We start from the raw sequence: 23267 nt of genomic DNA, 5'->3' as shown, positions 1-23267 counted from the left end.
GTTTCTCGTAGAAATATAAGGCAAATGATAAGCGCGTAGCTTATACTTTCTGATTTTTTAAAAAAAGCAGCCCCCGAAGCCGCTCGCCCTTTGGGCGGCAACCGGAGGCTGCTAACAATAGCTACTGGCATGGCCAGTGAAGAATAACTAAATATCCAGATTTTTAACCGACTTGGCATGCTCTTGGATAAAATCGCGCCGCGGCTCCACATTATCTCCCATTAGGGTGTCGAAAATGCTGTCGGCCAGAATGGCGTCTTCAATCGTTACCTGAAGCATGCTGCGGCTCTCGGGGTCCATCGTTGTCTCCCAAAGCTGAGTGGCATTCATCTCCCCAAGACCTTTATAGCGCTGAACATTAAACTTGGCATTCTCGCCGAAGGTGGCGATAATTTCATCCCGTTCCTTCTCTGATCCGGCGTAGCGGACAACCTTGTTGCGCTCCACCTTGAACAGCGGCGGCTGGGCGATGTAAATAAAGCCCGCTTCAACGATTTTGCGCATGTACCGGTAAAAGAAGGTCAGCAGCAGAGTGCGGATATGGGCGCCGTCGACATCCGCATCCGTCATGATGACAACCTTATGATAACGGGCCTTCGACAGATCGAAGTCATCGCCGATCCCCGTTCCCAGAGCGGTTATAATGGCGCGGATTTCGGCATTGGATAGAATACGGTCCAGGCGCGCCTTCTCCACGTTCAGAATTTTACCGCGCAGCGGCAATATCGCCTGAAAATGCCTGTCGCGTCCCTGCTTGGCCGAACCGCCGGCGGAGTCGCCTTCGACGATGAACAGTTCGCTGATGGAAGCGTCCTTGGACGAGCAGTCCGCCAGCTTGCCTGGCAGCGAGCTGACTTCAAGCGCGCTCTTGCGCCGCGTTAGCTCGCGGGCTTTGCGCGCCGCCTCCCGCGCGCGGGAAGCCTGCAGCGATTTCTCCAACACTCGCCGGGAAATCGCAGGATTCTCCTCAAGAAACTCCTGCAGCTTCTCGCCGAACAGCGATTCCACAATCCCGCGAACCTCGCTGTTGCCGAGTTTTGTCTTCGTCTGGCCTTCGAACTGCGGCTCGGGAATCTTCACGGAAATGATTGCCGTCAGACCTTCACGGACATCGTCTCCGGTCAGGTTGGAGCTATTATCCTTGATGATGCCGCTTTTGCGCGCGTAATCATTGATAATCCGCGTCAAGGCGCTCTTGAATCCGGATTCATGCGTGCCGCCCTCATGGGTATGAATGTTATTGGCGAATGAGTAGATATTCTCGGTGTACGAATCGTTGTACTGAAGAGCAACCTCGACCTGAATCATGTCGCGGGAACCCCCAACATAGATGGGTTCCTCGTGCAGCACTTCTTTTTTCTCGTTCAGAAACTTGACGTATTCAATAATACCGCCATCATATTTGAATGTGCTCGATGCACCGGTCCGTTCATCCGTAAGCGAGATTTCGATTCCCTTGTTCAGGAAGGCGAGCTCGCGAATCCGGGTAAGCAGCGTATTATAGTCATACACAGTCGTTTCGGTAAAAATCTCCGGGTCCGGAAGGAAGGTCGTCTTGGTGCCCGTTTCATCGGTATCGCCAATCGTCCTAATATCATACTGAGGCACGCCCCGGCGGTATTCCTGCTGGTACGCATGTCCCTCGCGCTTGACGGTAACAATAACCTTTTCCGAGAGAGCATTTACTACCGAAATACCTACTCCGTGCAGACCGCCCGAAACTTTATATCCGCCGCCGCCGAACTTGCCCCCTGCATGCAGAACGGTCATGACGACTTCAAGCGTCGATTTCTTCAGCTTCGGGTTCTCTCCGACAGGAATTCCCCGTCCGTTATCGATAACGGTAATGCTGTTGTCTTCATGCACAATAACCTGGATTTTGTCGCAATAACCGGCCAGCGCTTCGTCAATACTATTGTCGACAACTTCCCATACGAGATGGTGCAAGCCCTTTATGCTGGTCGAACCAATGTACATGCCTGGACGCTTACGGACTGCTTCCAGCCCTTCAAGCACCTGAATCTGGCTCTCATCATATGTCGGTTGATTCATTGACATGCCTTCACCTACTTCTTTCAGATTATCACTTGTGCCCGCACAGGGCCTTAACTTTCAAGCAGCATTCTGGATCTTTTTTTGAGTGTGGAAGAAGAAATGGGGGAATAATACACAACGTTCTGAGTGACGACTATGGATTTCGCTTCTTCTTCACCGATACGCTCCAGTCTTTTGTCATTTAAAGCGGCGGCTACGAACTGTTTGGACAGTTTGGAGGATTTCTCAATCGAAATATCGAATATGGCAATCAGTTCCGAAGACCGGATAATCTTTTCCCCGCCCAAATGAATATACATGGTCTTCCTCCGCTCGTTTAAGACTCTATGATCCCGCTGTGGACCCGGTACTGGGTTGCACCTTTTAATTTATCGGCATTCAGGCTTTCAATTCCGGTGGCTGTTATGAAAGTCTGCACTTTGCTTTGAAAAGTTTCGATCAGCTGCGTTTGACGGTACGGATCAAGCTCGGACAGGACATCGTCAAGCAGCAGGACGGGATATTCCCCAATTTCCTCATGGATCAGTTCGATTTCGGCCAGCTTAAGCGAAAGGGCGGTCGTGCGCTGCTGCCCCTGTGAGCCGTAGACGGAAGCTTCTCTGCCGTTGATAAAAAAGGACAGATCGTCCCGATGGGGACCTGTCAAAGTCATTCCTCGCCGGATTTCCTGTTCACGTGTTTGTGATAACTTTAACATAAATTTGTCTAATAAGACAGCTTCATCTTCCTCCTCCCGTTCTCCGAAAGAAGGAACATAGCGTAATTTCAGCTCTTCACCGCCGTTTGTAATCCCTTTATGAATCTCTTCAGCCCATATTTGCAGCTTCTTTATAAATTGTTTCCTTTTTTTGACGATTTTAACACCATGCTCCAAAAGCTGGGCGTCCCATATTTCCAGCATATCCCCGCCTGCCCCATTTTTTGCCCACAGCTGCTTTAGCAGATTGCTTCTCTGGAGGAGCACCTTCTGGTACTGCTGCAGATGAAACAGGTAGCTTGGCTGAACCTGACCGATTTCCATGTCCAGGAAACGGCGCCGCACGCCGGGAGTGCCTTTGACAATCTCCAGATCCTCAGGAGCAAACATAACGACATTCAGCGAGCCGACAAACTCGCTCAGGCGCCGCTGCTCCAGTCCGTTAATTTTCGCTTTCTTCCCCTGCGGGGACAGTGACAGCTCGAGCTTCAAGCTTCCGTACTTCCGCTGAACCTCCGCCTCGATATGAGCTGCGCCGTCCGGAGCATCGAAAGCGATCAGCTCGCGGTCTTTGGAGGTCCGGTGGCTCTTGGTCATCGCAAGGCAGTAAAGCGCCTCAACGAGATTCGTCTTGCCCTGGGCATTTTGTCCAAGGATCAGATTCACATCCCCCAGGCCGCCGAGCAGCAGCGACCCGTAGTTGCGGTAATGCCGCAGGCTGATTCTGTTAACAAACACGAAAGCGTTCCTCCCAAGAAGAAACGACTTCGCCGTCCTTTAAGGGCGGCATCGTTTCTCGTAGAAACTTAATGTACAGCAAACTACGCTTGTTCTTCTCCGCCGGTTACCTCGAATATGCCTTCCCCTTTTACTTCGACTTTATCACCCGGATACAGCTTTCTGCCCCGGCGATCCTCAGGTTCTCCGTTCACGAGCACATGGCCCTCCTGCAATAGAGCCTTCGCCATCCCGCCTGTGGATACGCAGTCCGAAAGCTTTAAAAATTGATCCAATTTAATATATCCACTGTGGATAACTATTTTTTTCATGATTTCTTTCCTCTCAGGCCATTTATCCACAAAAGGGAATTGTGGCGTTAATTGGTCGTACGATAAGGCAAAATGACGTAGAGTGCCTTGCTTGCATCCAGCGGCTTCAGAATAATCGGGCTCATCATGCCGGTAAAAGCGATTGTCAGCTGCTCGCTGTCGACAACTTTCAGCACATCCAGCATATATTTGGAATTGAACGATATTTTCAGCTCTTCTCCTTTGAAGTCTACCACTTCAAGCTCTTCCCGTACCTTACCAAGCTCCGAGGAACTTGATGAAATTTCGATGCCTCCATGTTCCAATGTCTGCAGCCGGACGATGTTCGTCTTTTCCTCGCGGGACAGCAAATAAGCCCGGTCGATCGATTCGCTTAATTTTTTTGTATCCAAAGTTAGTTCTGTTTTGTAGACGCTCGGAATAATTCTAGAAGTATCAGGGTAAATGCCGTCCAGAATGCGTGTGTAAAAAAGGACCCGGTCCAGCTTAAAGAGCACCTGGTTGTCGGCCACAACGATATCTACCAGCATGTTCTGATCTGGAATGATTTTGCTTAATTCATTCAGTGTTTTGCCAGCGATAACAACATTGCCAAAATGGATATCCTCCGTACCTTCCAGTCTGGCGGCTCTTGTTGCCAGCCGGTGGCGGTCCGTCGCCGTAAATTTCAACTCTCCATCGGACAGATTCCATAGTATACCTGTTAATATCGGGGTTGTCTCCTGGCTCGAGATGGAAAAAGCCGTTTGTTTGATCATTTCTTTCAGCAAATCGCCGGGCAAAGAGATCGTTTCATTTCCCTCAATATTCGGCAGAACGGGAAATTCCTCCGGATCAAGACCGACCATCTGGATCTCCGTCGCGCCTGAAGCAATGAAAGTTTGAAAGCCTTCCTTAACCTCCATGTGAATCTCAGTGGACGGCAGCTTCTTAATAATTTCAACGAAAAATTTGGCTGGAAGCACTACGCTTCCCGGCTGCTCCACTTTAACGATCTGCGTGCTGTCATTTTCCGCGGGAATGAACGATTGGATGGAAATATCCGTATCGCTTGCGGTTAACGTAACGCCCTGATAGCTGACCTCCATTTTGATGCCTGTCAGAATGGGGATCGTTGTTCTGCTGGATATCGCTTTGGATACGTGTTGGATGGATTCATTGAGTTCGTTTTTAAGAATGCTGATTTTCATAGTTTCACTCCTAGCTGAAAAATGGGGAAGCGTTAGATGAAGAATAATTAAAGCTTTTAAATAGTATTAGTAGTAGGGGCGCCGGATATGTGGATAAGCTGCCTGGATTGCATAAAATTAAGCCTACGCACATGTGAATAGATTGTGTATAGGCTTGTGTATTCCTTCTGTTAAGAAGGATTTTTAATTTTCTCTGAAATATTGTTTACCACTTTGTACAGCTCTTGGTCGATTTTGAGCGTTTGACTTATTTTTTCGTGGGCATGAATGACGGTCGTATGATCCCGGCCTCCGAAGGCTTCGCCAATCTTGGGCAGGGAGTAGTCAGTCAGCTCACGGGAGAGATACATAGCAATCTGTCTTGGAAAAGCGACGGCTTTCGTCCGCTTGCGCGCTTTGAAATCCTCCAGCCGCAAGTTGTAATATTCGCCGACTTTTTGTTGAATATCCTGTATCGTAATCATCTTTGGCCGGCTGGACGGGATGATATCCTTCAGCGCTTCAGCCGCTAAATGTGTCGTCACGTCTTGATTGGTCAGGGATGAGTACGCTACCACCCGAATGAGAGCGCCTTCCAGCTCACGAATGTTCGTATCAATCTGATTGGCGATATACATCATCGCTTCATTTGGAATGTCAAGGTTCTCGGCTTTGGCCTTCTTGCGCAGAATCGCAATTCTCGTTTCCAGATCCGGTGGCTGAATGTCCGTTATCAGTCCCCACTCAAACCGGGAGCGCAGCCTCTCTTCCAGAGTCGGAATTTCTTTTGGCGGACGGTCGCTGGAAATGATGATCTGCTTGCGTTCCTCATGCAGCGCGTTGAACGTATGGAAAAATTCTTCCTGCGTTGATTCTTTGCCGGCCAGGAATTGAATATCGTCGATCAGCAGGATGTCGACATTGCGGTACTTATTGCGAAAGCTTTCTCCGCGGTTGTCGCGAATGGAATTGATGAACTCGTTGGTGAATTTCTCTGATGAAATATAAATCACCTTATTGCTCGGATTATGCTCCAGAATATAATGACCGATCGCATGCATCAGATGAGTTTTGCCGAGTCCCACCCCTCCGTATAAGAACAAGGGATTGTAAGCTTTGGCAGGCGCTTCCGCCACGGCAAGGGACGCTGCGTGAGCAAACCGGTTGCCGGAACCGATGACAAACGTATCGAACGTATATTTGGGATTCAGCATATGCGTCTGAGCTTCATCACGGGATACAGCGGGCGGCCCGGCCGAAATCTGCACGACAGGCTCCGCAGGCTTGTTCTCTTCTATGACAAACTTGACGTCAACCTGCTTTCCGGTCATTTCGAGGACCGTAGCTCCAACCAGCTTCGTATACCTGCTCTCAAGCCATTCGACAGCAAACGTTGTTGGCGCCGAAATAACAAGCGATTGGGAATTGAACGAGATCGCTTTGGTCGCCTTAAACCAGGTGTCGAAGCTCGGCTTGCTTAGTTTGGTCTGAATAATCGATAAAATCTGCTGCCATAGTTCGGAAGTATGGCTGTCCACACACTGTCACTCCTTTAAATCTTCCAAATGTGGCTAAGGCCATGAAGTGGAAATATCGAAGAAAATAAGGTGATGGGGAGCTATTATCCCCAATACGCAGGAAGAGAAGACAAAAAAATATGGATAAACTTGAATTGTTCACAACTTTATCCACAGCTTGTTGATAATATGGAGGACATTCAAATCTATTCACAATCAAAAGTAATACCATCATAGCAAAACTCCCTTTGATTTTCAATGAACCCACGGATTTTATCCACAAATTCAACCACTTGTGTATAATTAATAGCCACAATACTACATATTGTTGATAATTTGTTTAGCATTCGACATGATCCGGCAATCATTTATTTTTTTATACACAGGTTGTCCATGTGCCAAGGATTTTTTTGCCGCTTGTTGGGCACAGGTGGATAACTTTGAGGAATTGTAGATTATTAAATTTGCCCTGGAAGCTGTGGATAAACGTTAATTAGGAGAGGGAGAAGAGGGAGCAGGTTTTCAGTTGACTTTTACTGCTGATTTATGCTTTAATATATAAAGGTGTTTTCTGTGAGGTGTCTTCTCAGATAAATGAAAATGATGATCTTGTAGATACTGTCCTACCTGGGACGGCCAAGCCGTTTATAGACAGTCCATTAAGTTCCTGCAAGGGAGGTGCAATACATGAGACCGACGTTCAAACCGAATGTAAGCAAGCGCAAGAAGGTGCACGGGTTTCGCGCAAGAATGAGCACGAAAAACGGCCGCAAGGTGCTGGCTGCCCGCCGCCTGAAAGGCAGAAAAGTTCTGAGTGCGTAAGTCAGTCTAGGTAAGACCACTGCGGTGGTCTTTTTTACATATAAGAGGATGAGCTTCGCGCTTATCCTCTTATATGTCTGCGGGAAACGGGTAGTGTTCCTTCTGGGAGCTTAGCCGTTTCTTCTTGCATAATGGGGGAAATTACCGATTGCCTGCGTTGAGGACGGCGATTTAAGGCTGGTGCTGCCTCGTTTAATGAAGCTCTCCAGTGACTATAATAATAAGAAGAAAAATTTTGAGGACCCCTTACGGTCTTTGAAACAAGGAGATTCCCGTGCATAAAAGCTTGCGTTTACGAAACCGCGCCGATTTCAGCCGCGTATACAGACATGGGAAATCGTTTGCGAACCATCAGTTTGTGGTGTACTGGTTTCACCGAAAGCAGTTGGAGCGGTTCCGGGTTGGCGTATCGGTCAGCAAAAAGGTTGGGAACGCCGTTGTCCGCAACCGGATGAGAAGACTCGTGAAGGAGATCGTGCGTCACCACGAAGCCGAGATCGCCGGCGGGCTGGATTTGGTATTCATCGTTAGAAAAGGAGCTCTGGATATGAGCTATGCGGAGCTTGAAAAAAGCGTGCTGCATGTGCTGCGCAAAGCCAAGCTACTCAAGGCTTCGCGCAAATAGATGGGGCGGCGGGGCTTGTTTATTTGTCTTCATAATTATGGTATGATTTACGGTGCAATGGATTGTTTAAGAGAGGGGTTATGAAGTGTCTCTATTGAAGACTAGACGAGGAAAATGGTTTCTCCTCATCACCGGCTTGGTACTAATGATGGCTGTATTATCGGGGTGCGGTCAATCGGCCACGGTTACGCATACAGTTGAGGATTTGCAGAAAGGGAACTTTTGGGAAAGAAATGTTGTCCTTTACTTTACAGAGGCCCTGGAATTGTTTGCAAAGTGGTTTAACGGAGAATACGCGCTGGCCGTTCTTGTAATGGTAATTATCGTCCGTACACTGATTTTTCCACTTACCTTAAAATCAGTAAGGAGTTCGCGGGCTATGCAGGCCATTCAACCTGAGCTCCAAAAAATCCAGAAAAAATATAAAGACGATCCCCAAAAAGTTCAACAGGAAACAATGCGGCTGTTCCAGGAGAACAAAGTCAATCCGATGGCCGGCTGTCTGCCGCTGATCGTACAAATGCCGATCTTTATCGCTCTTTACAACTCGATTTATTACAATCCCCATCTGCGGGAGCATTCATTCCTTTGGCTGCAGCTTGGAAAGCCCGACCATTTGTTCATCCTGCCGGCACTTGCTGCGATAACGACATTCCTGCAAACGAAAATGATGTCGTCGATGAATCCGATGCAGCAGCAAGGCCCGATGCAGTTCATGCTGATGGTTTATCCGGTGTTAATCTTTATTATGTCTTACAACTTCCCGTCCGCACTGCCGCTTTACTGGGTATTCAGCAACCTGTATACCATCGGTCAGAACTATTTTCTGTACCGGGGACATAGCACTCCCCAAACGGCAGCCGCAGATTCTGACAGCGGCGGTAAGGCGAAGTTGAAGGAGGCCAAAAAGTCGAAATGAACAAAGTCGTCGCGACAGGGAAAACCATTGAAGAAGCTGTAAAGCGCGGACTTGCCCAGTTGGCGGCCGAAAAGGACAAAGTTACGGTCACCGTGCTTGAACAGCCCTCAAAAGGATTCCTGGGATTAATCGGTGCGAAGGACGCGAAGGTGGAGCTTACCTTACTTCCTGAACCCGCGCCGGTATCAGCGGCGAGTGCTCCGTCACTGCCTCAGCAGAACGAAACTGAGACGACAAGAGAGGCGATCGGGGGCGCACCCCGCCAGGATTCCAAAAAACCGGTAGAGGAAGCTTATCAGGAGGCAATTCGTTTTATAGTGGATGTCGCCGGGAGCATTGGACTTCACGTAGATGTGGAAGTTATTCACTCCAAGGATGCCGATACACTGCAAATCTCCGGTCCGGATCTGGGGCTGCTGATTGGCAGAAGAGGACAAACTCTCGATGCATTGCAATACTTGGCTAATATCGTTGCCAATCGTTATTCCGACAGCTTTATCCGTCTAGTGCTGGATGCAGAGAATTTCCGTCAACGGCGCAAGAAGACGCTTGAGGATCTGGCGGACCGTCTGGCGGGCAGGGTCGTTCGTACCCGCAAGGAAGTTGTGCTGGAGCCTATGTCGCCGCAAGAGCGGAAGATTATCCATTCCAGACTTCAGGATCACCGCCAGGTGAACACCTACAGCAAGGGTGAAGAGCCGAACCGCCGCGTCGTTATCACATTGAAGTAGAGACTATAGCCGCAATGACTCCTTGACACTGTAAGGGGTCATTGTTTTTTTAACATATATATGGTGCTTGATTATATGATGAAGAAAGGTGAAGGTAGACATGCTCAGTGATACAATCGCCGCTGTTTCGACGGCAGTGGGCGAGGGAGGAATCGCCATTATCCGGGTAAGCGGACCGGACAGCATCACTCAGGTAGCACCATTGTTCGAAAGCCGGATTCCACTGACGGAAGCAGAGAGTCACACCGTTCACTATGGACATATCGTAAGTCCCGGCAGTGGCGAAATTATGGAAGAAGTACTCGTTACAGTTATGAGGGCCCCGCGTTCTTTTACGACTGAAAATGTGGTGGAGATTAGTACGCACGGCGGTGTCATCTCGGTACGCAGAGTGATGGATGTCCTGCTTCAGCAGCAGATCCGTCTGGCGGAGCCCGGTGAATTTACCAAGCGGGCATTTCTCGGAGGCCGAATCGATTTGTCCCAGGCTGAGGCGGTAATTGACCTCATTCGCTCAAAATCCGATCGCGCTTTCTCTGTCGCTCTGAAGCAGGTAGGGGGTTCATTGTCGCAGCGGATCGGCATTCTTAGACAAAGTTTGCTGGAGCTGCTTGCTCATATTGAGGTCAATATCGACTATCCGGAGCATGACGTTGAATTGCTAACGGCGGAATATGTCAAAGACAAGAGCCGTGAAGTCATGGGAGGGATTTACCAGTTGCTTAAGACAGCGACTCAAGGAAAAATTTTGCGTGAAGGGATTACGACTGCTATTGTCGGCCGTCCCAATGTCGGGAAATCATCGCTGCTTAATGCGCTGGCCCGGGAAAACAAAGCGATTGTGACGGATATTCCCGGAACGACCCGGGATGTTATCGAAGAATTCGTCACGATAAACAACATTCCGCTTAAGCTGCTGGATACGGCCGGTATCCGTGAAACCATGGATGTGGTGGAGAAAATTGGGGTAGAACGCTCCAAGGCCGCCGTCAGCGAGGCCGATCTTATTCTGCTTGTGCTGAATGCCAGCGAGCCTCTGCATGAGGATGAATTAACTTTAATGGAACAAATCCACGGTAGACAAGTTTTATGTATCATGAATAAAATGGACTTACCGCCGAAATTGAACAAAAGTGTGCTGCTGCAGTATTTCGATGAATCTGCGATCGTCTCCATGTCCGTGCTGGAAGAGAAGGGCCTTGACCAGTTGGAGGAGGCCATTTCCGAACTCTTCTTCGGAGGCAAGCTGGAGTCCGGCGATTTGACCTATGTCAGCAATGTGCGTCATATCGCTTTGCTTAAAAAAGCGCATAAGTCGCTTCAGGATGCATACGAAGCAGCGGAACAACTGATACCGATCGACATGATCCAGATTGACGTCCGGCTTGCCTGGGAACAGCTTGGAGAGATTGTCGGTGATACAGCGGCAGATTCGCTGCTAGACCAAATTTTTTCACAGTTTTGCTTAGGAAAATAAGACATACGGCCTTAGCGAGCCGTTTTAATATAAAGGAGGAAATGTAATGAGTTATGAAGGAGGAAGCTATGACGTGATCGTCATCGGCGCGGGGCATGCAGGCTGCGAAGCCGCCCTTGCCGCCGCCCGTATGGGCTGCAGCACCTTAATGGCGACGATCAATTTGGATATGATTGCGTTCATGCCCTGCAACCCGTCGATCGGAGGACCGGCCAAAGGGCATGTCGTTCGTGAAATCGATGCTTTGGGCGGTGAAATGGGCCGCAATATTGATAAGACTTTCATTCAGCTTCGTATGCTTAATACCGGAAAGGGACCGGCTGTTCACGCGCTTCGCGCTCAGGCGGATAAGTTCCTGTATCAGCATACCATGAAGGAAACGATGGAGAAGACGCCAAATCTGACGCTGCGTCAAGGAATGGTGGAACGGCTCGTTGTAGAGAATGGCGTTTGTGCCGGAGTAGTTACCAAGACTGGAACGATTTATCGAAGTAAAACCGTTATTTTGACTACGGGCACGTATCTGCGGGGCAAAGTGATTATGGGCGAGACCACCTATGAGAGCGGTCCGAATAATCAGCAGCCATCAATTAAACTCTCGGAGCACCTGCGCGAGCTGGGCTTTGAGCTGGTGCGCTTCAAGACCGGCACTCCGCCGCGTGTGCATAAGGATACGATTGACTTCTCCAAGACGGAAATCCAGCCGGGGGATGAGCACCCGAAGTTCTTCTCCTACGAGACGAAATCGTCGGACAACGAGCAGCTTCCTTGCTGGCTGACGTATACGTCGGAGGAGACCCATGCGATTATTAATAGCAATCTGCATCGCGCTCCGATGTTTACCGGCATTATTGAAGGAACTGGCCCCCGTTATTGCCCATCCATTGAGGATAAGGTGGTTCGTTTCAGCGACAAGCCGAAACACCAAATTTTCCTTGAACCGGAAGGAAAAAACACGGCGGAATACTATGTTCAGGGCCTGTCGACCAGTCTGCCGGAGGATGTCCAGCTCTCCATTCTACGCTCGATTCCGGGCCTGGAGAAGGTGGAAATGATGCGTAACGGATACGCCATTGAATATGACGCCATGGTGCCTACCCAATTATGGCCGAGCTTGGAAACGAAGCGTCTGCCCGGTCTATTCACGGCAGGACAGATCAACGGCACTTCCGGGTATGAGGAAGCAGCGGGCCAGGGAGTAATGGCCGGCATTAATGCCGCCCGCAAGGCGCAGGGCAATGAACCGGTCATTCTGGACCGTTCCCAAGGCTATATCGGCGTGCTGATTGACGATCTTGTGACCAAGGGCACGAACGAGCCCTACCGCCTGCTTACTTCCCGGGCAGAGTACCGGCTGCTGCTACGTCACGACAATGCCGACCTTCGTCTGACCCCGATTGGTTATGAAATCGGACTGATTTCCGAAGAACGTTATGCGGCATTTATTGATAAGAAGCAGAAGGTGGAACAGGAAATCCAAAGATTGCAGGATACAAAGGTGAAGCCATCCGAAGTAAATTCTGTGCTGGAAGAAAAAGGATCGGCGCCAATTGTCGACGGCAGCAATCTGCTTATCCTGATGCGCCGGCCGGAAGTGGATTATGCCTTTGTTGAGCGAATTTCTCCGCCGCCGGTCTCACTGGATGGGGAAATGAAGGAGCAGGTCGAAATTCAAATCAAGTATGCTGGTTATATTGAGAAGCAGCTTCAGCACGTGGAGCGGCTGCAAAAGATGGAGCAGAAAAAACTTCCGGAAGATATCGATTACAGCGATATTCACGGATTGGCCATCGAAGCCCGGCAAAAGCTGGCGAAGATCCGTCCGATTTCCATCGGTCAGGCATCCCGCATCTCCGGCGTAACACCGGCTGATATCTCTATCCTGCTGGTCCACTTGGAGCACTATAACCGGGTGACCGCGGCGAAAGGATAAGTGAGTTCCATGGATGCAATTCAAGAGCAGTTTGCCCAGCGGCTGGAAGAGCGGGGGATATCCGTTTCCTCCATGCTCGATCAGTTTGAGAGTTATTACCGGGAGCTTGTTAGCTGGAATGAAAAGATGAATCTTACAGGCATTACTGATCGTGAGCAGGTATATACGAAGCATTTTTATGACTCCCTGTCACTTGCCTTTTTTGTGGATATGACTGCAATTGATCGGATGGCCGATATTGGTTCCGGAGCAGGGTTTCCGGGTATTCCTCTTAAAATTGCATTTCCTCATATCCAGCTGACCATTGTTGACTCCCTTAGCAAGCGTATTTCCTTTCTCCAGCATGTCTGTGACGAGCTTAAGCTGGAAGGGGTGGAACTGATTCACGGCCGGGCAGAAGACATTGCAAGACAAGCGCCGCATCGGGATCAATATGACTTGGTAACGGCGCGCGCGGTTGCAAGGATGGCTTTGCTGAATGAGTTCTGCTTGCCCTTTGTCCGTAAGGACGGTATTTTCGCCGCTATGAAGGGCAGTGATCCTATGGAGGAAATAAGCGAGTCCAAGTTCAGTCTTAAAGAACTGCGTGGTCAATTGGAAAAGGTAGAATCGTTCAGTTTGCCTGTGGAGGATTCAGACAGACATATCGTCATTATTCGCAAGACCGGCGCTACACCGGTTAAATATCCACGTAAAGCAGGTATACCCGCTAAAACTCCGCTTCTCTAAATGTTTCACGTGAAACATTTGGAAACAGGGGTTTGGCAATCAAAGGCCGTCTTCCTCACGGGAGGCGGCTTAATGTAATTATTTGCTAAAGTTGAACTGACGCTTATAGAGTGGGTGTTAGAGTAAGCTCATAATAGAGATTAATTCTGATCCATATTGATGTTAGATTGATTACACATTTTACATATTATATACGGTGAAACTGAAAAATGAGGTATGGATAAAGAAGCAGCGATGAGGAGGTTTGGGACTGTAAGAGCGATGGCGGCCGCTCGAATGATTCCAGACTATAGCAAGCTTCGAAAGCATAGGCTGTCTCCAAATTTCATCCATGAGCACTGCACAAATCAAGCCATCTCAGGATGGGCAGGGGCAAAGGCCGGAAGCTAGACATTCCTCGTAATTGCGAATGGAATCTGACAAGGGAATGTGAAGTAAAACTGCGGTTTATCCATTTTATTAGAAGGAAAATAGGTCCATATGAAGAATAGGATTATGAACAGAAAAGTGATAGAATAATATAGTAACGATGCGGTGCCAAAGGCGCCGTCTGGGCACGTTGATGTTTTTTCATTCTTGCAGCATTATGACGCAGGACCGAACTGAACCTCTTAGTCATTTGTTAATTTCAAGAAACATTAGAGGAGCATTTCGCCCGGCATGGAGCTGAGTTGTGCCTGAACCGCATAAAGTTTTTTGATTTGTACGATTGTTATTCCGAATCAAGGTCAAGATCGTACTATAATGAAATTAGGTGGTAATGAACGGAATGAAAGAACAATTCACCAGACTGTTTGGATTTACCGAGCGAAGCAGCGGAGAAGAAATTAAGCAAATCCAGGTCAATGATGTAGTCAGCAGTCCTTATCAGCCTCGTACTATTTTTGATGATGAGAAGATTGATGAACTATGCCAGACGATTAAAACTCATGGAGTGATTCAACCGATTGTCGTTCGCATGATAGATTCCCACTATGAGATCATTGCAGGGGAGCGGCGCTGGCGTGCGGTTAAGAAGCTGGGAATGGAGACTATTCCGGCAATCGTACGCGATTTCAACAATTCGCAGGCTGCTTCAATTGCTCTAATTGAGAATTTGCAGCGGGAGAATCTCACATCCATTGAAGAAGCTGTTGCTTATCAGAAGCTGATTGATTTGCATCAGTTGACCCAGGAGAGTCTTGCGCAGCGGCTCGGCAAAAGCCAATCCACCATTGCCAACAAAATACGGTTGCTTCAACTGCCGGAAGAGGTTAAAACTGCTTTGATGGAAAGGCAAATCACAGAAAGACATGCGCGGTCGCTATTATCACTGGATAGCGAGGAAATGCAGCTTAAAGTGCTTGGAGAAATTATATCCAAAGGATTGAACGTAAAGCAGACCGAAGCGCGAATAGCCTTTTATAAGGAAGCATCCAAGATCAAAAAAACAAAACGAATCTCTTATACAAAAGATGTTCGGTTGGCGCTTAACACGATTCGCCAATCGATTGATATGGTAACCGGTTCGGGAATGGAAATCAAAACTTCTGAAAACGATCGCGGCGACCATTATGAGATCGTTATCCAAATTCCAAAAAGATAAAATGATTGCAAAGCTGAAGGCGGCCCTGAGGTGAATGGCCGCCTTTTCTGCGACTTATCCATGAAGGTCTGGTTTTTCACAAAGGAAATGCAAATCTATCTCATCAATGTGAAAAGACTACAAGATTTTTCCCAACTATTCGAGGTGAAATAAGTGTCCAAAATTATTGCCATAGCAAATCAAAAAGGCGGTGTCGGTAAAACAACGACTTCTGTGAACCTGGGAGCCGGTTTGGCTACTTTGGGCAAAAGGGTACTGCTTGTTGACATTGATCCGCAGGGTAACACCACAAGCGGCGTAGGGATAAATAAAGCGGATGTAGAAAGTTGTATATACAATATTCTGATTGATGACATTCCTCCGCAAGAAGCGATTCAAGAGACAAAGATTGACGGTCTTCACATTATACCGGCCACCATTCAGCTGGCAGGAGCGGAGATTGAATTAGTATCGACCATATCAAGAGAGTTGCGGCTTAAGAAAGCGCTCGGCCTGGTGAAGCAGAATTACGATTATATTATTATCGATTGTCCGCCGTCTCTGGGTATTCTGACGATCAATTCACTGACTGCGGCCGACTCCGTTATTATTCCAATCCAATGTGAATATTACGCGCTGGAAGGTTTGAGTCAGCTCTTAAATACAGTGAGGCTGGTACAGAAAAATTTAAATCCTCATTTACAAATTGAGGGAGTCTTGCTAACGATGCTGGATGCCCGAACCAATCTCGGGATACAGGTTATTGAAGAAGTGAAAAAGTATTTTCAGGAAAAAGTGTACCGGACGATCATCCCACGCAACATTAGGCTGAGTGAAGCGCCATCTCACGGACAATCCATTATCACTTATGATCGGCGCTCCAAAGGTGCGGAAGTGTATTATGAGTTGGCAAAGGAAGTGTTATCTTATGAGTAAGCGTCTGGGTAAAGGATTGGATGCCCTAATCCCGTCCCTGTCCATTAATGAAGATGATAAAGTGGTAGAAATCCCTCTTTCACAGCTTCGTGCCAATCCTTACCAGCCCCGTAAAGACTTTAATGAAGAGAGCATTCAGGAATTGGCCGAATCTATTCGCCAGCATGGGGTTATTCAGCCGATTATAGTGCGAAGCGTACTTAAAGGCTATGAGATTATCGCTGGTGAACGAAGATTCCGCGCTTCGCAGTACTGCGGAAAAGCAACGATTCCGGCTGTTGTCCGCAGTTTTAGTGATCAACAGGTCACCGAAATTGCACTAATTGAAAATCTGCAGCGTGAGGATTTAAATGCTATGGAAGTAGCTGTTGCCTATCAAGGACTGATGGATCAGTTCTCACTTACACAGGAAGAGCTATCCTTGAAGGTTGGGAAATCTCGTCCCCACATTGCTAACTTTTTGCGGTTGCTGACGCTTCCGGAAGAGGTCAAGGAATTTGTTTCACGTGGAACAATTTCGATGGGACATGCGCGTGCGATTGTAGGATTGAAAGAACCGGAACTGATCAAGCAGTTAGCTCAGCAATGTGTGGATCAGCAATGGAGTGTAAGGGAGCTTGAGGAAGCGGTGAAACACCTGGACCGTAAACCGGTCGGCGGGGTAAAGACTAAGATCGTTAAACGCGACCCATACATCGAAAATGTAGAAGAAACTTTGCGTGAACGGTTCAAGACGACAGTGAAAATTAAACAGGGCAAGGACAAAGGTAAAATCGAATTGAATTATTACAGTGCTCAGGATTTGGAACGACTGCTGGAACTGCTCGGAAATTAATGAATACTTCTTGGAAAACATATCCTGATCTATCCGTAAAGGATAATGATGGATATGTTTTTTGCACAAAGGAACGGTATGTTCAACATTAAGGGGGCGAGAACTTGAAGGAGTTTGTCTATTTGGATCATGCTGCAACCTCATGGCCCAAACCTCCAGAGGTTGCACAAGCAATGATGGAAGCTCTGCAGCATGCCGGGGCCAACGCAGGGAGAGGTAACTATTCACTTGCTATGGGAACCGGAAGGGTGCTGGTCCGTGCGCGAATGGCATTAGCCGAATTGTTTGGAGTAACCAATGCACAGGATATCGCGTTTACGCACAATACGACGATGTCGCTTAATATGGCGATTCAAGGAACACTCCGCCCGGGGGATCATGTCATTTCTACGATGACTGAGCATAATTCGGTACGCCGGCCACTGGAATATTTGCGCAGAACCAAGGGGATTGAGGTTGATTATTTGAAGGTGGACTCGGAAGGACAGCTTGATCTGCAGGAATTGAAAAAGACTTTCAAGCCTAATACAAAAATGGTCATCTGCAGTCACAGTTCCAATTTGCTTGGAAGCATTCTGCCTATTGGTGAAATAGGCGATATTGCCAAAACGAATGGCGCTGTGTTTTTGGTGGATGCCGCTCAAAGCGCTGGTTCACTGGATATCGATGTAGGCAAAATGAATATCGATCTTCTAGCCTTTCCCGGACATAAAGGTCTTCTTGGACCGCAGGGAACAGGGGGGCTGTATATTTCGCCGGAACTCGATTTGGAGCCGCTTATGCACGGGGGCACGGGAAGCCAGTCGGAGAATAGCGAGCAGCCGAACGTAAGACCGGACAAATATGAAGCGGGGACGCAGAATACAGTGGGGATTGCGGGACTGCTGGCAGGAGTGCAGAAGGTACAATCACTGGGTACGGAAAATATTCGCAGGCATGAATGGAATCTTATTCAATCCCTGATGGAGGGGATGAGGGGAATTACCGGAATGAGATTTCTTGGCCCGGCCGAAGGCGCTCCGCGTACGGGACTTCTGTCATTTGTTATAGAGGGTGAAGAATCGGCACAAATTGCCCATCGTCTTGACAGGGAGTATGGAATTGCCGTAAGGGCAGGAATGCATTGTACGCCGCTGGCGCATAAAGCCGCCGGTACGCTGCAGAGCGGGGCGGTAAGAGTGAGTGTAGGTGTGGATACGACAGAACAAGATGTCGGTACGATGCTGCATGCAATGAGGGAACTCTATAGCGAGCGGCGCAGCAGATAAAGAAAAAGGACGGTCTTATCGATGTCAGAATTGAACCAGTTCATAGGCGATCAACTGCAATGGTTTATCCCGGGGATTGCCATTCTCTTGCTCGTGATGTTTATTCTTATTCTTACACAGGGAAGCAGACTGCGGTCCATGCGGCGAAAGTATGAGGCTATGATGTCGGGTGCGGGAATTGAGGATTTGGAGAGCCTGTTGGTTGATTTGAAAACTCAGAACGACCTGCTGGAAGAAACCCAGCAGCTGCAAAAGACTGCGATAGAAGCGCTTCAGTTAAAATTACAGGGCATAAAGGGACATGTTGCTCTGAAACGCTATAATGCTTTTGGAGACCGCGGAAATGATCTCAGTTTCTCGCTGGCCATTCTCGATGACCGCCGAACCGGTATGGTGCTTACCAGTCTGCACAACCGCGACAACTCCTATATTTACGCCAAGACGCTTAATGAAGGCGAACCACAATATCCGCTTTCACCCGAGGAACAAGAAGTGGTTACTCTTGCGCTGCAGCGGATTTAGAGTGCACGTGCCACTGCTTCATAGCCGAAAAGAGGCTGGAAGCGATAATCTCCGATAGCTTCATAACAAGGCTAAGCCGTGTGTTTTGCAATACGAAATATTCCATAAAGCCGCCGACGTTAACGATGCCAGTTAAATGGATGTCGCCTACCGGCGGCAGTTGTTTGTTTACACCCGCTCCGGGGCGCAGAGGGCCCTCAACGACTTGAATCGAACCAACGCTTGTGGAATGTCCCAGACAGGCATCTATACCGATGATATAGGGATTGTCATGGCGCTCACGAATCAGGTTCAGCGTCTCCTCCAGATTAACGGCATGCACCGGATTGTCGAGCGTCCCATATAGAGAGAACAGCGGGCTGTGAAAGCGCGACAGGGCGGTACCTACAAGCGGTCCGAGTGCATCTCCGGTCGAACGGTCGGTGCCGATGCAGACAACGACAATCTGAGCGCCGGCACGGGCGCGGGAGAAATGAAACAGCAGCCGATGAATGATCGCAGAATAGATTTCAGGGTCCGTATGTGATATTTTTAAACAAGACATTTCTTGCAATGGCGTTGGATTAGAGGAATAATACATACAATCTTCCTTTCCAGGACATTTCTACTTGATGCTAGCTAGTATATGGATAGAAGGACAGTTTTATACTTCAGGAAGAAGAGATGAGCCCTGAAGCCTATGAGGAGTGTGACCAATGAACGAGGAACTGTTGATAGCGTTTGACTCTACCCAGCAGGCGCTGCGCGCCGAGATGCTGCTGGAATATGCTGAAATTGAGATTGACACCTGTCCAACGCCAAAGGACATTACCGCCGGCTGCGCCATGTCGATTCAATTTTTCCGCCGCGAGCTCGCTAAGGTTGAACAGATTATAAAGGAAGAGACAATTGAAATCCGCGGCATATACGGCAGGGATGAGCATGAAGGCGGGTATAGATTAATTTCAGAATGAGGAGGAGGAGGAAATGCGTCATTGGCAGGGCTGGCTGCTAAGCGCCGACACTCCGGAAGGCACAATGGATCAGGCGGTAGACAAGGCAGTTCAGTTTAGGGATAAAATATGGAACTGGGTAACCGATGCGGATATGTGGGCTAATGTTTTGTTTGCGGGCCTGCGCATTATTTTTCTATTCATTTTGACTCGCATATTGATTAAGGTTGTATACGGCGTTATTGATCGTTCATTGGAGCGAAAGAGCAGCAGAGGGATTCTGGCTAATACGCGGCGCTTCTCAACGGTTGGTGAGCTGCTGAAAAATACGGTAACGATTGTCTGCAATTTCATCATGATTCTGATCATACTATCGGAGTTTAATTTTAAGCTTGGTCCGCTGCTGGCAAGTGCAAGCGTACTTGGCCTGGCTATCGGTTTTGGCGCGCAAAGTTTGGTCAAAGATGTGATTACCGGCTTTTTCATTATTTTGGAGGATCAATTTGCGGTAGGCGATGTGATTGCAACTGGCGGATTCAAAGGCACCGTCGAAGTGATCGGGCTGCGTACGACCAAGCTGCTTGGCAGTAATGGCGAAATGTATATCATTCCAAACGGTACGATAGCGAACGTGACGAATTTCTCGATGGCCAATGCCTTGGCCGTTGTCGATGTTCCGGTAAAAATCGAACAGAGTCTTGAAGAAACGCTGGGCCTCATCCGTCAGGCGCTTGAGGGCATTGAAGAACGTAATCACAATGTCGTTGCATTTCCGAACATTCTGGGGATTCAATCGATGAGCACTTCCGAGTATGTGGTTCGCGTAACCGCCAATACTCTGCCCAATAAAAGGGAAGCCGCACAGCGTCAGATTCAGAGCGATATTAAAAAAGTGCTTGAGCAGCAGGCGCTGAAAGTAGCGGAGCGGGCTGAACAAGAACAGGCGGAAGCAGCAGCCGAAGCTCACCCCGAGACAGATACACAGTCAGAGACTAAGGCGTTAGCCGCTGAGGAACCGTCTGTATCAGCTTCGGAGCAGCAGACCGCGCGCCGTACGGCAAGAACGGGATTACTGGAGCAGGCGGCTTCAGAAGCCGAAGAAAAAGGGGGGAAGCCTGATGGAACGTAAAAGCTTTCAGCTGGGTGATATCGTACAGATGAAAAAGCCGCATCCATGCGGGACGAATGAAATGGAAGTCATCCGCATGGGGATGGATATTCGAATTAAGTGTACAGGCTGCCAGCACAGTGTACTGATTCCCCGGGCTAAATTTGAGAAGAATTTAAAAAAGGTGCTTAGATCGGCAGAGAAAAAAGTGGATAATAATTAAGCTTGCAAATCCCCTGGTTGAATGATACAATAAATCTTGCTGCGGAGAGGTACCCAAGAGGTCCAAGGGGGCTGACTCGAAATCAGTTAGGCGTGTCAAAGCGTGCGTGGGTTCGAATCCCACTCTCTCCGCCACTAAAGCCAAGTTAATAAATGAGATGAAATTAACCTTCTGCCTTGTTAGGCGGGAGGTTTTTTTGTCATAAATTTATAAGTTGTGGATCTCCCGTATCTTAATAATTCTGGTAAGTTTATACTATGTAAACGAATATGCTGAAAGAAACTTTTTTGGTAAGGCTGGGCGTGAGTCGGGCTATTATAACCTGTCAGCCGGCCGGGGAATTTACTGCGGGAGGGAATCTTGTTCCAGCACCGTGTATTGTTGGTCGAGGATGACGAAGCCATCAGTGAGATGGTTCGCTCGTATTTAGTGAAAGAGGGTTACCAGGTCGAGAGCGCCTCTCCTCTGGATCCGGCAATTTCCGCTTGGGAGATCTGGCGCTTGTCTCAGTATCCCTGGGCCTGCTTGGAATAGCTATCGCTTATCTATCCATTCGTAGAGTAGAGCGGGACGATGTCGCCTGAGTCGCTTGCCGGAAGAAACTATTTTATGATAAAATATTACCTGTGTGTTTCTGCGGCAATGGAGAGGTACCCAAGAGGCCCAAGGGGGCTGACTCGAAATCAGCTAGGCGTGTCAAAGCGTGCGTGGGTTCGAATCCCACCTTCTCCGCCATTACCTATCAGTTAATCACAATCCTTCGTCCGGTGGGCGGAGGATTTTTTAATTTATTGCCGGGAACGAGGAAGGCGGGAATCCGTAACTTTTACATAGACATGGCTTGCCGAGCACAGCAAAGAAGGACCCTTTCGGGCCCTTCCGAGGCAGCACTTGAATGATTTTTGGAATTTCTCTGTAGAAAGCTGCTAAAGCGAGTAAGGAACACTAAAGGCTTCTGTCTAATGAGACTCTGCCGTCAGCACTCTCCTTGGCCAACCATAGTTGCTGCAACAGAATTCCTGTGAGTTTGTCGGGCTTCATTGTCCAACGGAACCACACCTCTCTCTTGTGCTGCCTGAAAATAGTATGGGATGGCGGAGCTTGTTTTATACATGGCTGTAAAAAAATTAATGCACGCGTGCTTTCTCGACTTTTTTCCATTTGCGGTTTTTGTTCGTGGTTTCTGGGAACGTATCGCCCTTTTTCATCTTAATCGACTTTGGATGCTGAATCTCCGTATGGAAGCTTCGCGCCTCGCCTACCTCCGTATAGATTCCGGGATTTGGGGCCCGTTGGCCTTCTTCAAATTCGGTCTGTTCGCCCATTTTTGTCTCCACCTTTCCGCATTAAAAATGAATTGCAGTTCTATTGTGCACACTGCACCGCAGCTTCATGTAATGGGGAGCAGTCCATAATCAGACAGGAGGTAATGGATTAGAGCTTGCATCGGGTCCGCAGATTTGGTATATTATTATAGTTCGAGTTTGTGCTCGATCCTTGCTCCTGACCCGATCAGGGGCCTTAGACCATAAGGAGGTGAAAGTTATGCGCAAATACGAAGTGATGTACATTGTTCGTCCTGACATTGAACAAGAAGCCGTTCAAGCAGCAGTCGAAAAATTCCAAGGCATCATCTCTAACGGCGGGGAAATTACGAAGCACGATGTGCAGGGTAAGAAACGTCTTGCGTATGAGATCAAGAAATTCCGTGATGGCGTTTATGTTCTGGTTAACTTCAATGCAGAGCCTGCAGTAGTTGCCGAATTGGAACGTCAGATGAAAATTTCCGACGATGTTATTCGTTATCTCATTACGAACGACGTTGCCTAATAGCGCGAAGTTCGCTTTGTAAGGAAATCGCTCTCAAGGAGGGGACCAAGATGTTGAACCGTGTCATACTGATCGGCCGATTGACCCGCGACCCTGAGCTGCGCTATACGCCTGCCGGCGTTGCCGTAACCCAGTTTACGCTTGCCGTAGATCGGCCTTTTACAAGCCAAGGCGGCGAACGTGAAGCGGATTTCATTCCGGTCGTAACCTGGAGACAGCTGGCGGAGACCTGTGCCAACTACTTGCGCAAAGGTCGGCTGACGGCGGTAGAGGGACGCATCCAAGTACGGAATGTGCGTCCGTAAGGGCGTTTAGAAAATCTACTG

At 48.4% G+C, this 23267-nt stretch carries 24 protein-coding genes, 2 tRNA genes and 1 pseudogene; 19 read left to right on the top strand and 8 right to left on the bottom strand.

Going from position 1 to position 23267, the window contains the following annotated elements; translation table 11 throughout:
* Positions 1-147: 147 nt before the first annotated feature.
* The 6 genes from gyrB to dnaA form a co-directional block, all read right to left on the bottom strand.
* Entirely contained in the window at positions 148-2058 is a 1911-nt protein-coding gene (gene gyrB / locus L691_RS0116235) for a DNA topoisomerase (ATP-hydrolyzing) subunit B (RefSeq protein WP_025691501.1), read from the bottom strand.
* Between the two features lie 47 nt (positions 2059-2105).
* A complete protein-coding gene (gene remB, locus L691_RS0116230; RefSeq protein WP_025691500.1) occupies positions 2106-2354 on the bottom strand; it encodes an extracellular matrix regulator RemB in 249 nt (82 codons plus the stop codon).
* 17 nt (positions 2355-2371) lie between these two features.
* Complete coding sequence (recF, locus tag L691_RS0116225; protein ID WP_025691499.1) at positions 2372-3490, bottom strand: DNA replication/repair protein RecF; 1119 nt, start codon at positions 3488-3490, stop codon at positions 2372-2374.
* Positions 3491-3573: 83 nt separating this feature from the next.
* Positions 3574-3801: a S4 domain-containing protein YaaA gene (yaaA, locus tag L691_RS0116220; RefSeq protein WP_025691498.1), complete on the bottom strand. Its 228-nt coding sequence runs from the start codon at positions 3799-3801 to the stop codon at positions 3574-3576.
* 47 nt (positions 3802-3848) lie between these two features.
* Entirely contained in the window at positions 3849-4991 is a 1143-nt protein-coding gene (gene dnaN / locus L691_RS0116215; protein WP_025691497.1) for a DNA polymerase III subunit beta, read from the bottom strand.
* A 170-nt stretch (positions 4992-5161) separates the two neighbouring features.
* Positions 5162-6508 (bottom strand): chromosomal replication initiator protein DnaA, encoded by a 1347-nt coding sequence (gene dnaA, locus L691_RS0116210; RefSeq protein ID WP_025691496.1) that lies wholly within the window; start codon positions 6506-6508, stop codon positions 5162-5164.
* 666 nt (positions 6509-7174) lie between these two features.
* On the opposite strand from dnaA, the gene rpmH reads away from it, so the two are divergent.
* The 12 genes from rpmH (at position 7175) to L691_RS0116145 (ending at position 18848) form a co-directional block, all read left to right on the top strand.
* Entirely contained in the window at positions 7175-7309 is a 135-nt protein-coding gene (gene rpmH, locus L691_RS0116205; protein WP_025337168.1) for a 50S ribosomal protein L34, read from the top strand.
* A 274-nt stretch (positions 7310-7583) separates the two neighbouring features.
* On the top strand, positions 7584-7934 hold the full coding sequence (gene rnpA / locus L691_RS0116200) for a ribonuclease P protein component (RefSeq protein ID WP_025691495.1): 351 nt from the start codon (positions 7584-7586) through the stop codon (positions 7932-7934).
* 85 nt (positions 7935-8019) lie between these two features.
* Positions 8020-8853: a YidC/Oxa1 family membrane protein insertase gene (locus tag L691_RS0116195; protein ID WP_025691494.1), complete on the top strand. Its 834-nt coding sequence runs from the start codon at positions 8020-8022 to the stop codon at positions 8851-8853.
* A complete protein-coding gene (gene jag / locus L691_RS0116190; protein WP_025691493.1) occupies positions 8850-9584 on the top strand; it encodes an RNA-binding cell elongation regulator Jag/EloR in 735 nt (244 codons plus the stop codon). Before L691_RS0116195 ends, jag begins: the two co-directional genes overlap by 4 nt.
* A gap of 100 nt (positions 9585-9684) precedes the next feature.
* The gene (mnmE, locus tag L691_RS0116185) at positions 9685-11061 is read left to right on the top strand and encodes a tRNA uridine-5-carboxymethylaminomethyl(34) synthesis GTPase MnmE (protein WP_025691492.1); all 1377 of its coding nucleotides are present in this window, start codon (positions 9685-9687) and stop codon (positions 11059-11061) included.
* Between the two features lie 46 nt (positions 11062-11107).
* Positions 11108-12994, top strand: coding sequence for a tRNA uridine-5-carboxymethylaminomethyl(34) synthesis enzyme MnmG (gene mnmG / locus L691_RS0116180; protein ID WP_025691491.1), 1887 nt, complete (start codon positions 11108-11110; stop codon positions 12992-12994).
* 9 nt (positions 12995-13003) lie between these two features.
* Positions 13004-13723, top strand: a complete 720-nt coding sequence (gene rsmG, locus L691_RS0116175) for a 16S rRNA (guanine(527)-N(7))-methyltransferase RsmG (protein ID WP_025691490.1) — start codon at positions 13004-13006, stop codon at positions 13721-13723.
* A gap of 769 nt (positions 13724-14492) precedes the next feature.
* Positions 14493-15308: a nucleoid occlusion protein gene (gene noc, locus L691_RS0116170; protein WP_025691489.1), complete on the top strand. Its 816-nt coding sequence runs from the start codon at positions 14493-14495 to the stop codon at positions 15306-15308.
* Positions 15309-15461: 153 nt separating this feature from the next.
* Positions 15462-16223, top strand: a complete 762-nt coding sequence (locus L691_RS0116160) for a ParA family protein (protein ID WP_025691488.1) — start codon at positions 15462-15464, stop codon at positions 16221-16223.
* A complete protein-coding gene (locus L691_RS0116155; RefSeq protein WP_025691487.1) occupies positions 16216-17058 on the top strand; it encodes a ParB/RepB/Spo0J family partition protein in 843 nt (280 codons plus the stop codon). The genes L691_RS0116160 and L691_RS0116155 overlap by 8 nt, the downstream gene beginning before the upstream one ends.
* A gap of 104 nt (positions 17059-17162) precedes the next feature.
* Positions 17163-18326, top strand: coding sequence for an aminotransferase class V-fold PLP-dependent enzyme (locus tag L691_RS0116150; protein ID WP_025691486.1), 1164 nt, complete (start codon positions 17163-17165; stop codon positions 18324-18326).
* 21 nt (positions 18327-18347) lie between these two features.
* Positions 18348-18848: a DUF4446 family protein gene (locus L691_RS0116145; protein WP_025691485.1), complete on the top strand. Its 501-nt coding sequence runs from the start codon at positions 18348-18350 to the stop codon at positions 18846-18848.
* Here the strand turns inward: L691_RS0116145 and yyaC are convergent.
* Positions 18823-19428, bottom strand: a complete 606-nt coding sequence (gene yyaC, locus L691_RS0116140; protein ID WP_025691484.1) for a spore protease YyaC — start codon at positions 19426-19428, stop codon at positions 18823-18825. The genes L691_RS0116145 and yyaC overlap by 26 nt on opposite strands.
* A gap of 115 nt (positions 19429-19543) precedes the next feature.
* On the opposite strand from yyaC, the gene L691_RS0116135 reads away from it, so the two are divergent.
* The 5 genes from L691_RS0116135 (at position 19544) to L691_RS0116110 (ending at position 21846) form a co-directional block, all read left to right on the top strand.
* The gene (locus tag L691_RS0116135) at positions 19544-19801 is read left to right on the top strand and encodes a DUF3343 domain-containing protein (RefSeq protein WP_025691483.1); all 258 of its coding nucleotides are present in this window, start codon (positions 19544-19546) and stop codon (positions 19799-19801) included.
* Between the two features lie 13 nt (positions 19802-19814).
* On the top strand, positions 19815-20909 hold the full coding sequence (locus L691_RS0116130; protein ID WP_025691482.1) for a mechanosensitive ion channel family protein: 1095 nt from the start codon (positions 19815-19817) through the stop codon (positions 20907-20909).
* Positions 20899-21111: a DUF951 domain-containing protein gene (locus tag L691_RS0116125; RefSeq protein ID WP_025691481.1), complete on the top strand. Its 213-nt coding sequence runs from the start codon at positions 20899-20901 to the stop codon at positions 21109-21111. The genes L691_RS0116130 and L691_RS0116125 overlap by 11 nt, the downstream gene beginning before the upstream one ends.
* Positions 21112-21154: 43 nt before the next feature.
* Positions 21155-21245, top strand: a tRNA-Ser gene (locus L691_RS0116120).
* 510 nt (positions 21246-21755) lie between these two features.
* A tRNA-Ser gene (locus L691_RS0116110) sits at positions 21756-21846 on the top strand.
* A gap of 392 nt (positions 21847-22238) precedes the next feature.
* Here the strand turns inward: L691_RS0116110 and L691_RS0116105 are convergent.
* Positions 22239-22436, bottom strand: coding sequence for a YjzC family protein (locus L691_RS0116105; protein ID WP_025691480.1), 198 nt, complete (start codon positions 22434-22436; stop codon positions 22239-22241).
* 220 nt (positions 22437-22656) lie between these two features.
* On the opposite strand from L691_RS0116105, the gene rpsF reads away from it, so the two are divergent.
* Positions 22657-22941 (top strand): 30S ribosomal protein S6, encoded by a 285-nt coding sequence (gene rpsF, locus L691_RS0116100; protein ID WP_025691479.1) that lies wholly within the window; start codon positions 22657-22659, stop codon positions 22939-22941.
* Between the two features lie 50 nt (positions 22942-22991).
* Positions 22992-23234, top strand: a pseudogene (gene ssb, locus L691_RS0116095) (single-stranded DNA-binding protein); the annotation flags it as partial.
* Between the last annotated feature and the right edge of the window lie 33 nt (positions 23235-23267).

The organism is Paenibacillus zanthoxyli JH29, from assembly GCF_000520715.1.
Classification (GTDB): domain Bacteria; phylum Bacillota; class Bacilli; order Paenibacillales; family Paenibacillaceae; genus Paenibacillus_AQ; species Paenibacillus_AQ zanthoxyli.
This window is presented reverse-complemented; position numbering and strand designations above follow the sequence as displayed.

Coding starts and splice junctions, on each gene's coding strand:
- yyaC (WP_025691484.1), bottom strand. CDS start 19,428: ATGTATTATTCCTCTAATCCAACGCCATTGCAAGAAATGTCTTGTTTA.
- remB (WP_025691500.1), bottom strand. CDS start 2,354: ATGTATATTCATTTGGGCGGGGAAAAGATTATCCGGTCTTCGGAACTG.
- L691_RS0116145 (WP_025691485.1), top strand. CDS start 18,348: ATGTCAGAATTGAACCAGTTCATAGGCGATCAACTGCAATGGTTTATC.
- yaaA (WP_025691498.1), bottom strand. CDS start 3,801: ATGAAAAAAATAGTTATCCACAGTGGATATATTAAATTGGATCAATTT.
- L691_RS0116105 (WP_025691480.1), bottom strand. CDS start 22,436: ATGGGCGAACAGACCGAATTTGAAGAAGGCCAACGGGCCCCAAATCCC.
- noc (WP_025691489.1), top strand. CDS start 14,493: ATGAAAGAACAATTCACCAGACTGTTTGGATTTACCGAGCGAAGCAGC.
- L691_RS0116130 (WP_025691482.1), top strand. CDS start 19,815: ATGCGTCATTGGCAGGGCTGGCTGCTAAGCGCCGACACTCCGGAAGGC.
- rsmG (WP_025691490.1), top strand. CDS start 13,004: ATGGATGCAATTCAAGAGCAGTTTGCCCAGCGGCTGGAAGAGCGGGGG.
- rpsF (WP_025691479.1), top strand. CDS start 22,657: ATGCGCAAATACGAAGTGATGTACATTGTTCGTCCTGACATTGAACAA.
- L691_RS0116125 (WP_025691481.1), top strand. CDS start 20,899: ATGGAACGTAAAAGCTTTCAGCTGGGTGATATCGTACAGATGAAAAAG.
- mnmG (WP_025691491.1), top strand. CDS start 11,108: ATGAGTTATGAAGGAGGAAGCTATGACGTGATCGTCATCGGCGCGGGG.
- L691_RS0116155 (WP_025691487.1), top strand. CDS start 16,216: ATGAGTAAGCGTCTGGGTAAAGGATTGGATGCCCTAATCCCGTCCCTG.
- mnmE (WP_025691492.1), top strand. CDS start 9,685: ATGCTCAGTGATACAATCGCCGCTGTTTCGACGGCAGTGGGCGAGGGA.
- L691_RS0116135 (WP_025691483.1), top strand. CDS start 19,544: ATGAACGAGGAACTGTTGATAGCGTTTGACTCTACCCAGCAGGCGCTG.
- dnaN (WP_025691497.1), bottom strand. CDS start 4,991: ATGAAAATCAGCATTCTTAAAAACGAACTCAATGAATCCATCCAACAC.
- gyrB (WP_025691501.1), bottom strand. CDS start 2,058: ATGTCAATGAATCAACCGACATATGATGAGAGCCAGATTCAGGTGCTT.
- jag (WP_025691493.1), top strand. CDS start 8,850: ATGAACAAAGTCGTCGCGACAGGGAAAACCATTGAAGAAGCTGTAAAG.
- rpmH (WP_025337168.1), top strand. CDS start 7,175: ATGAGACCGACGTTCAAACCGAATGTAAGCAAGCGCAAGAAGGTGCAC.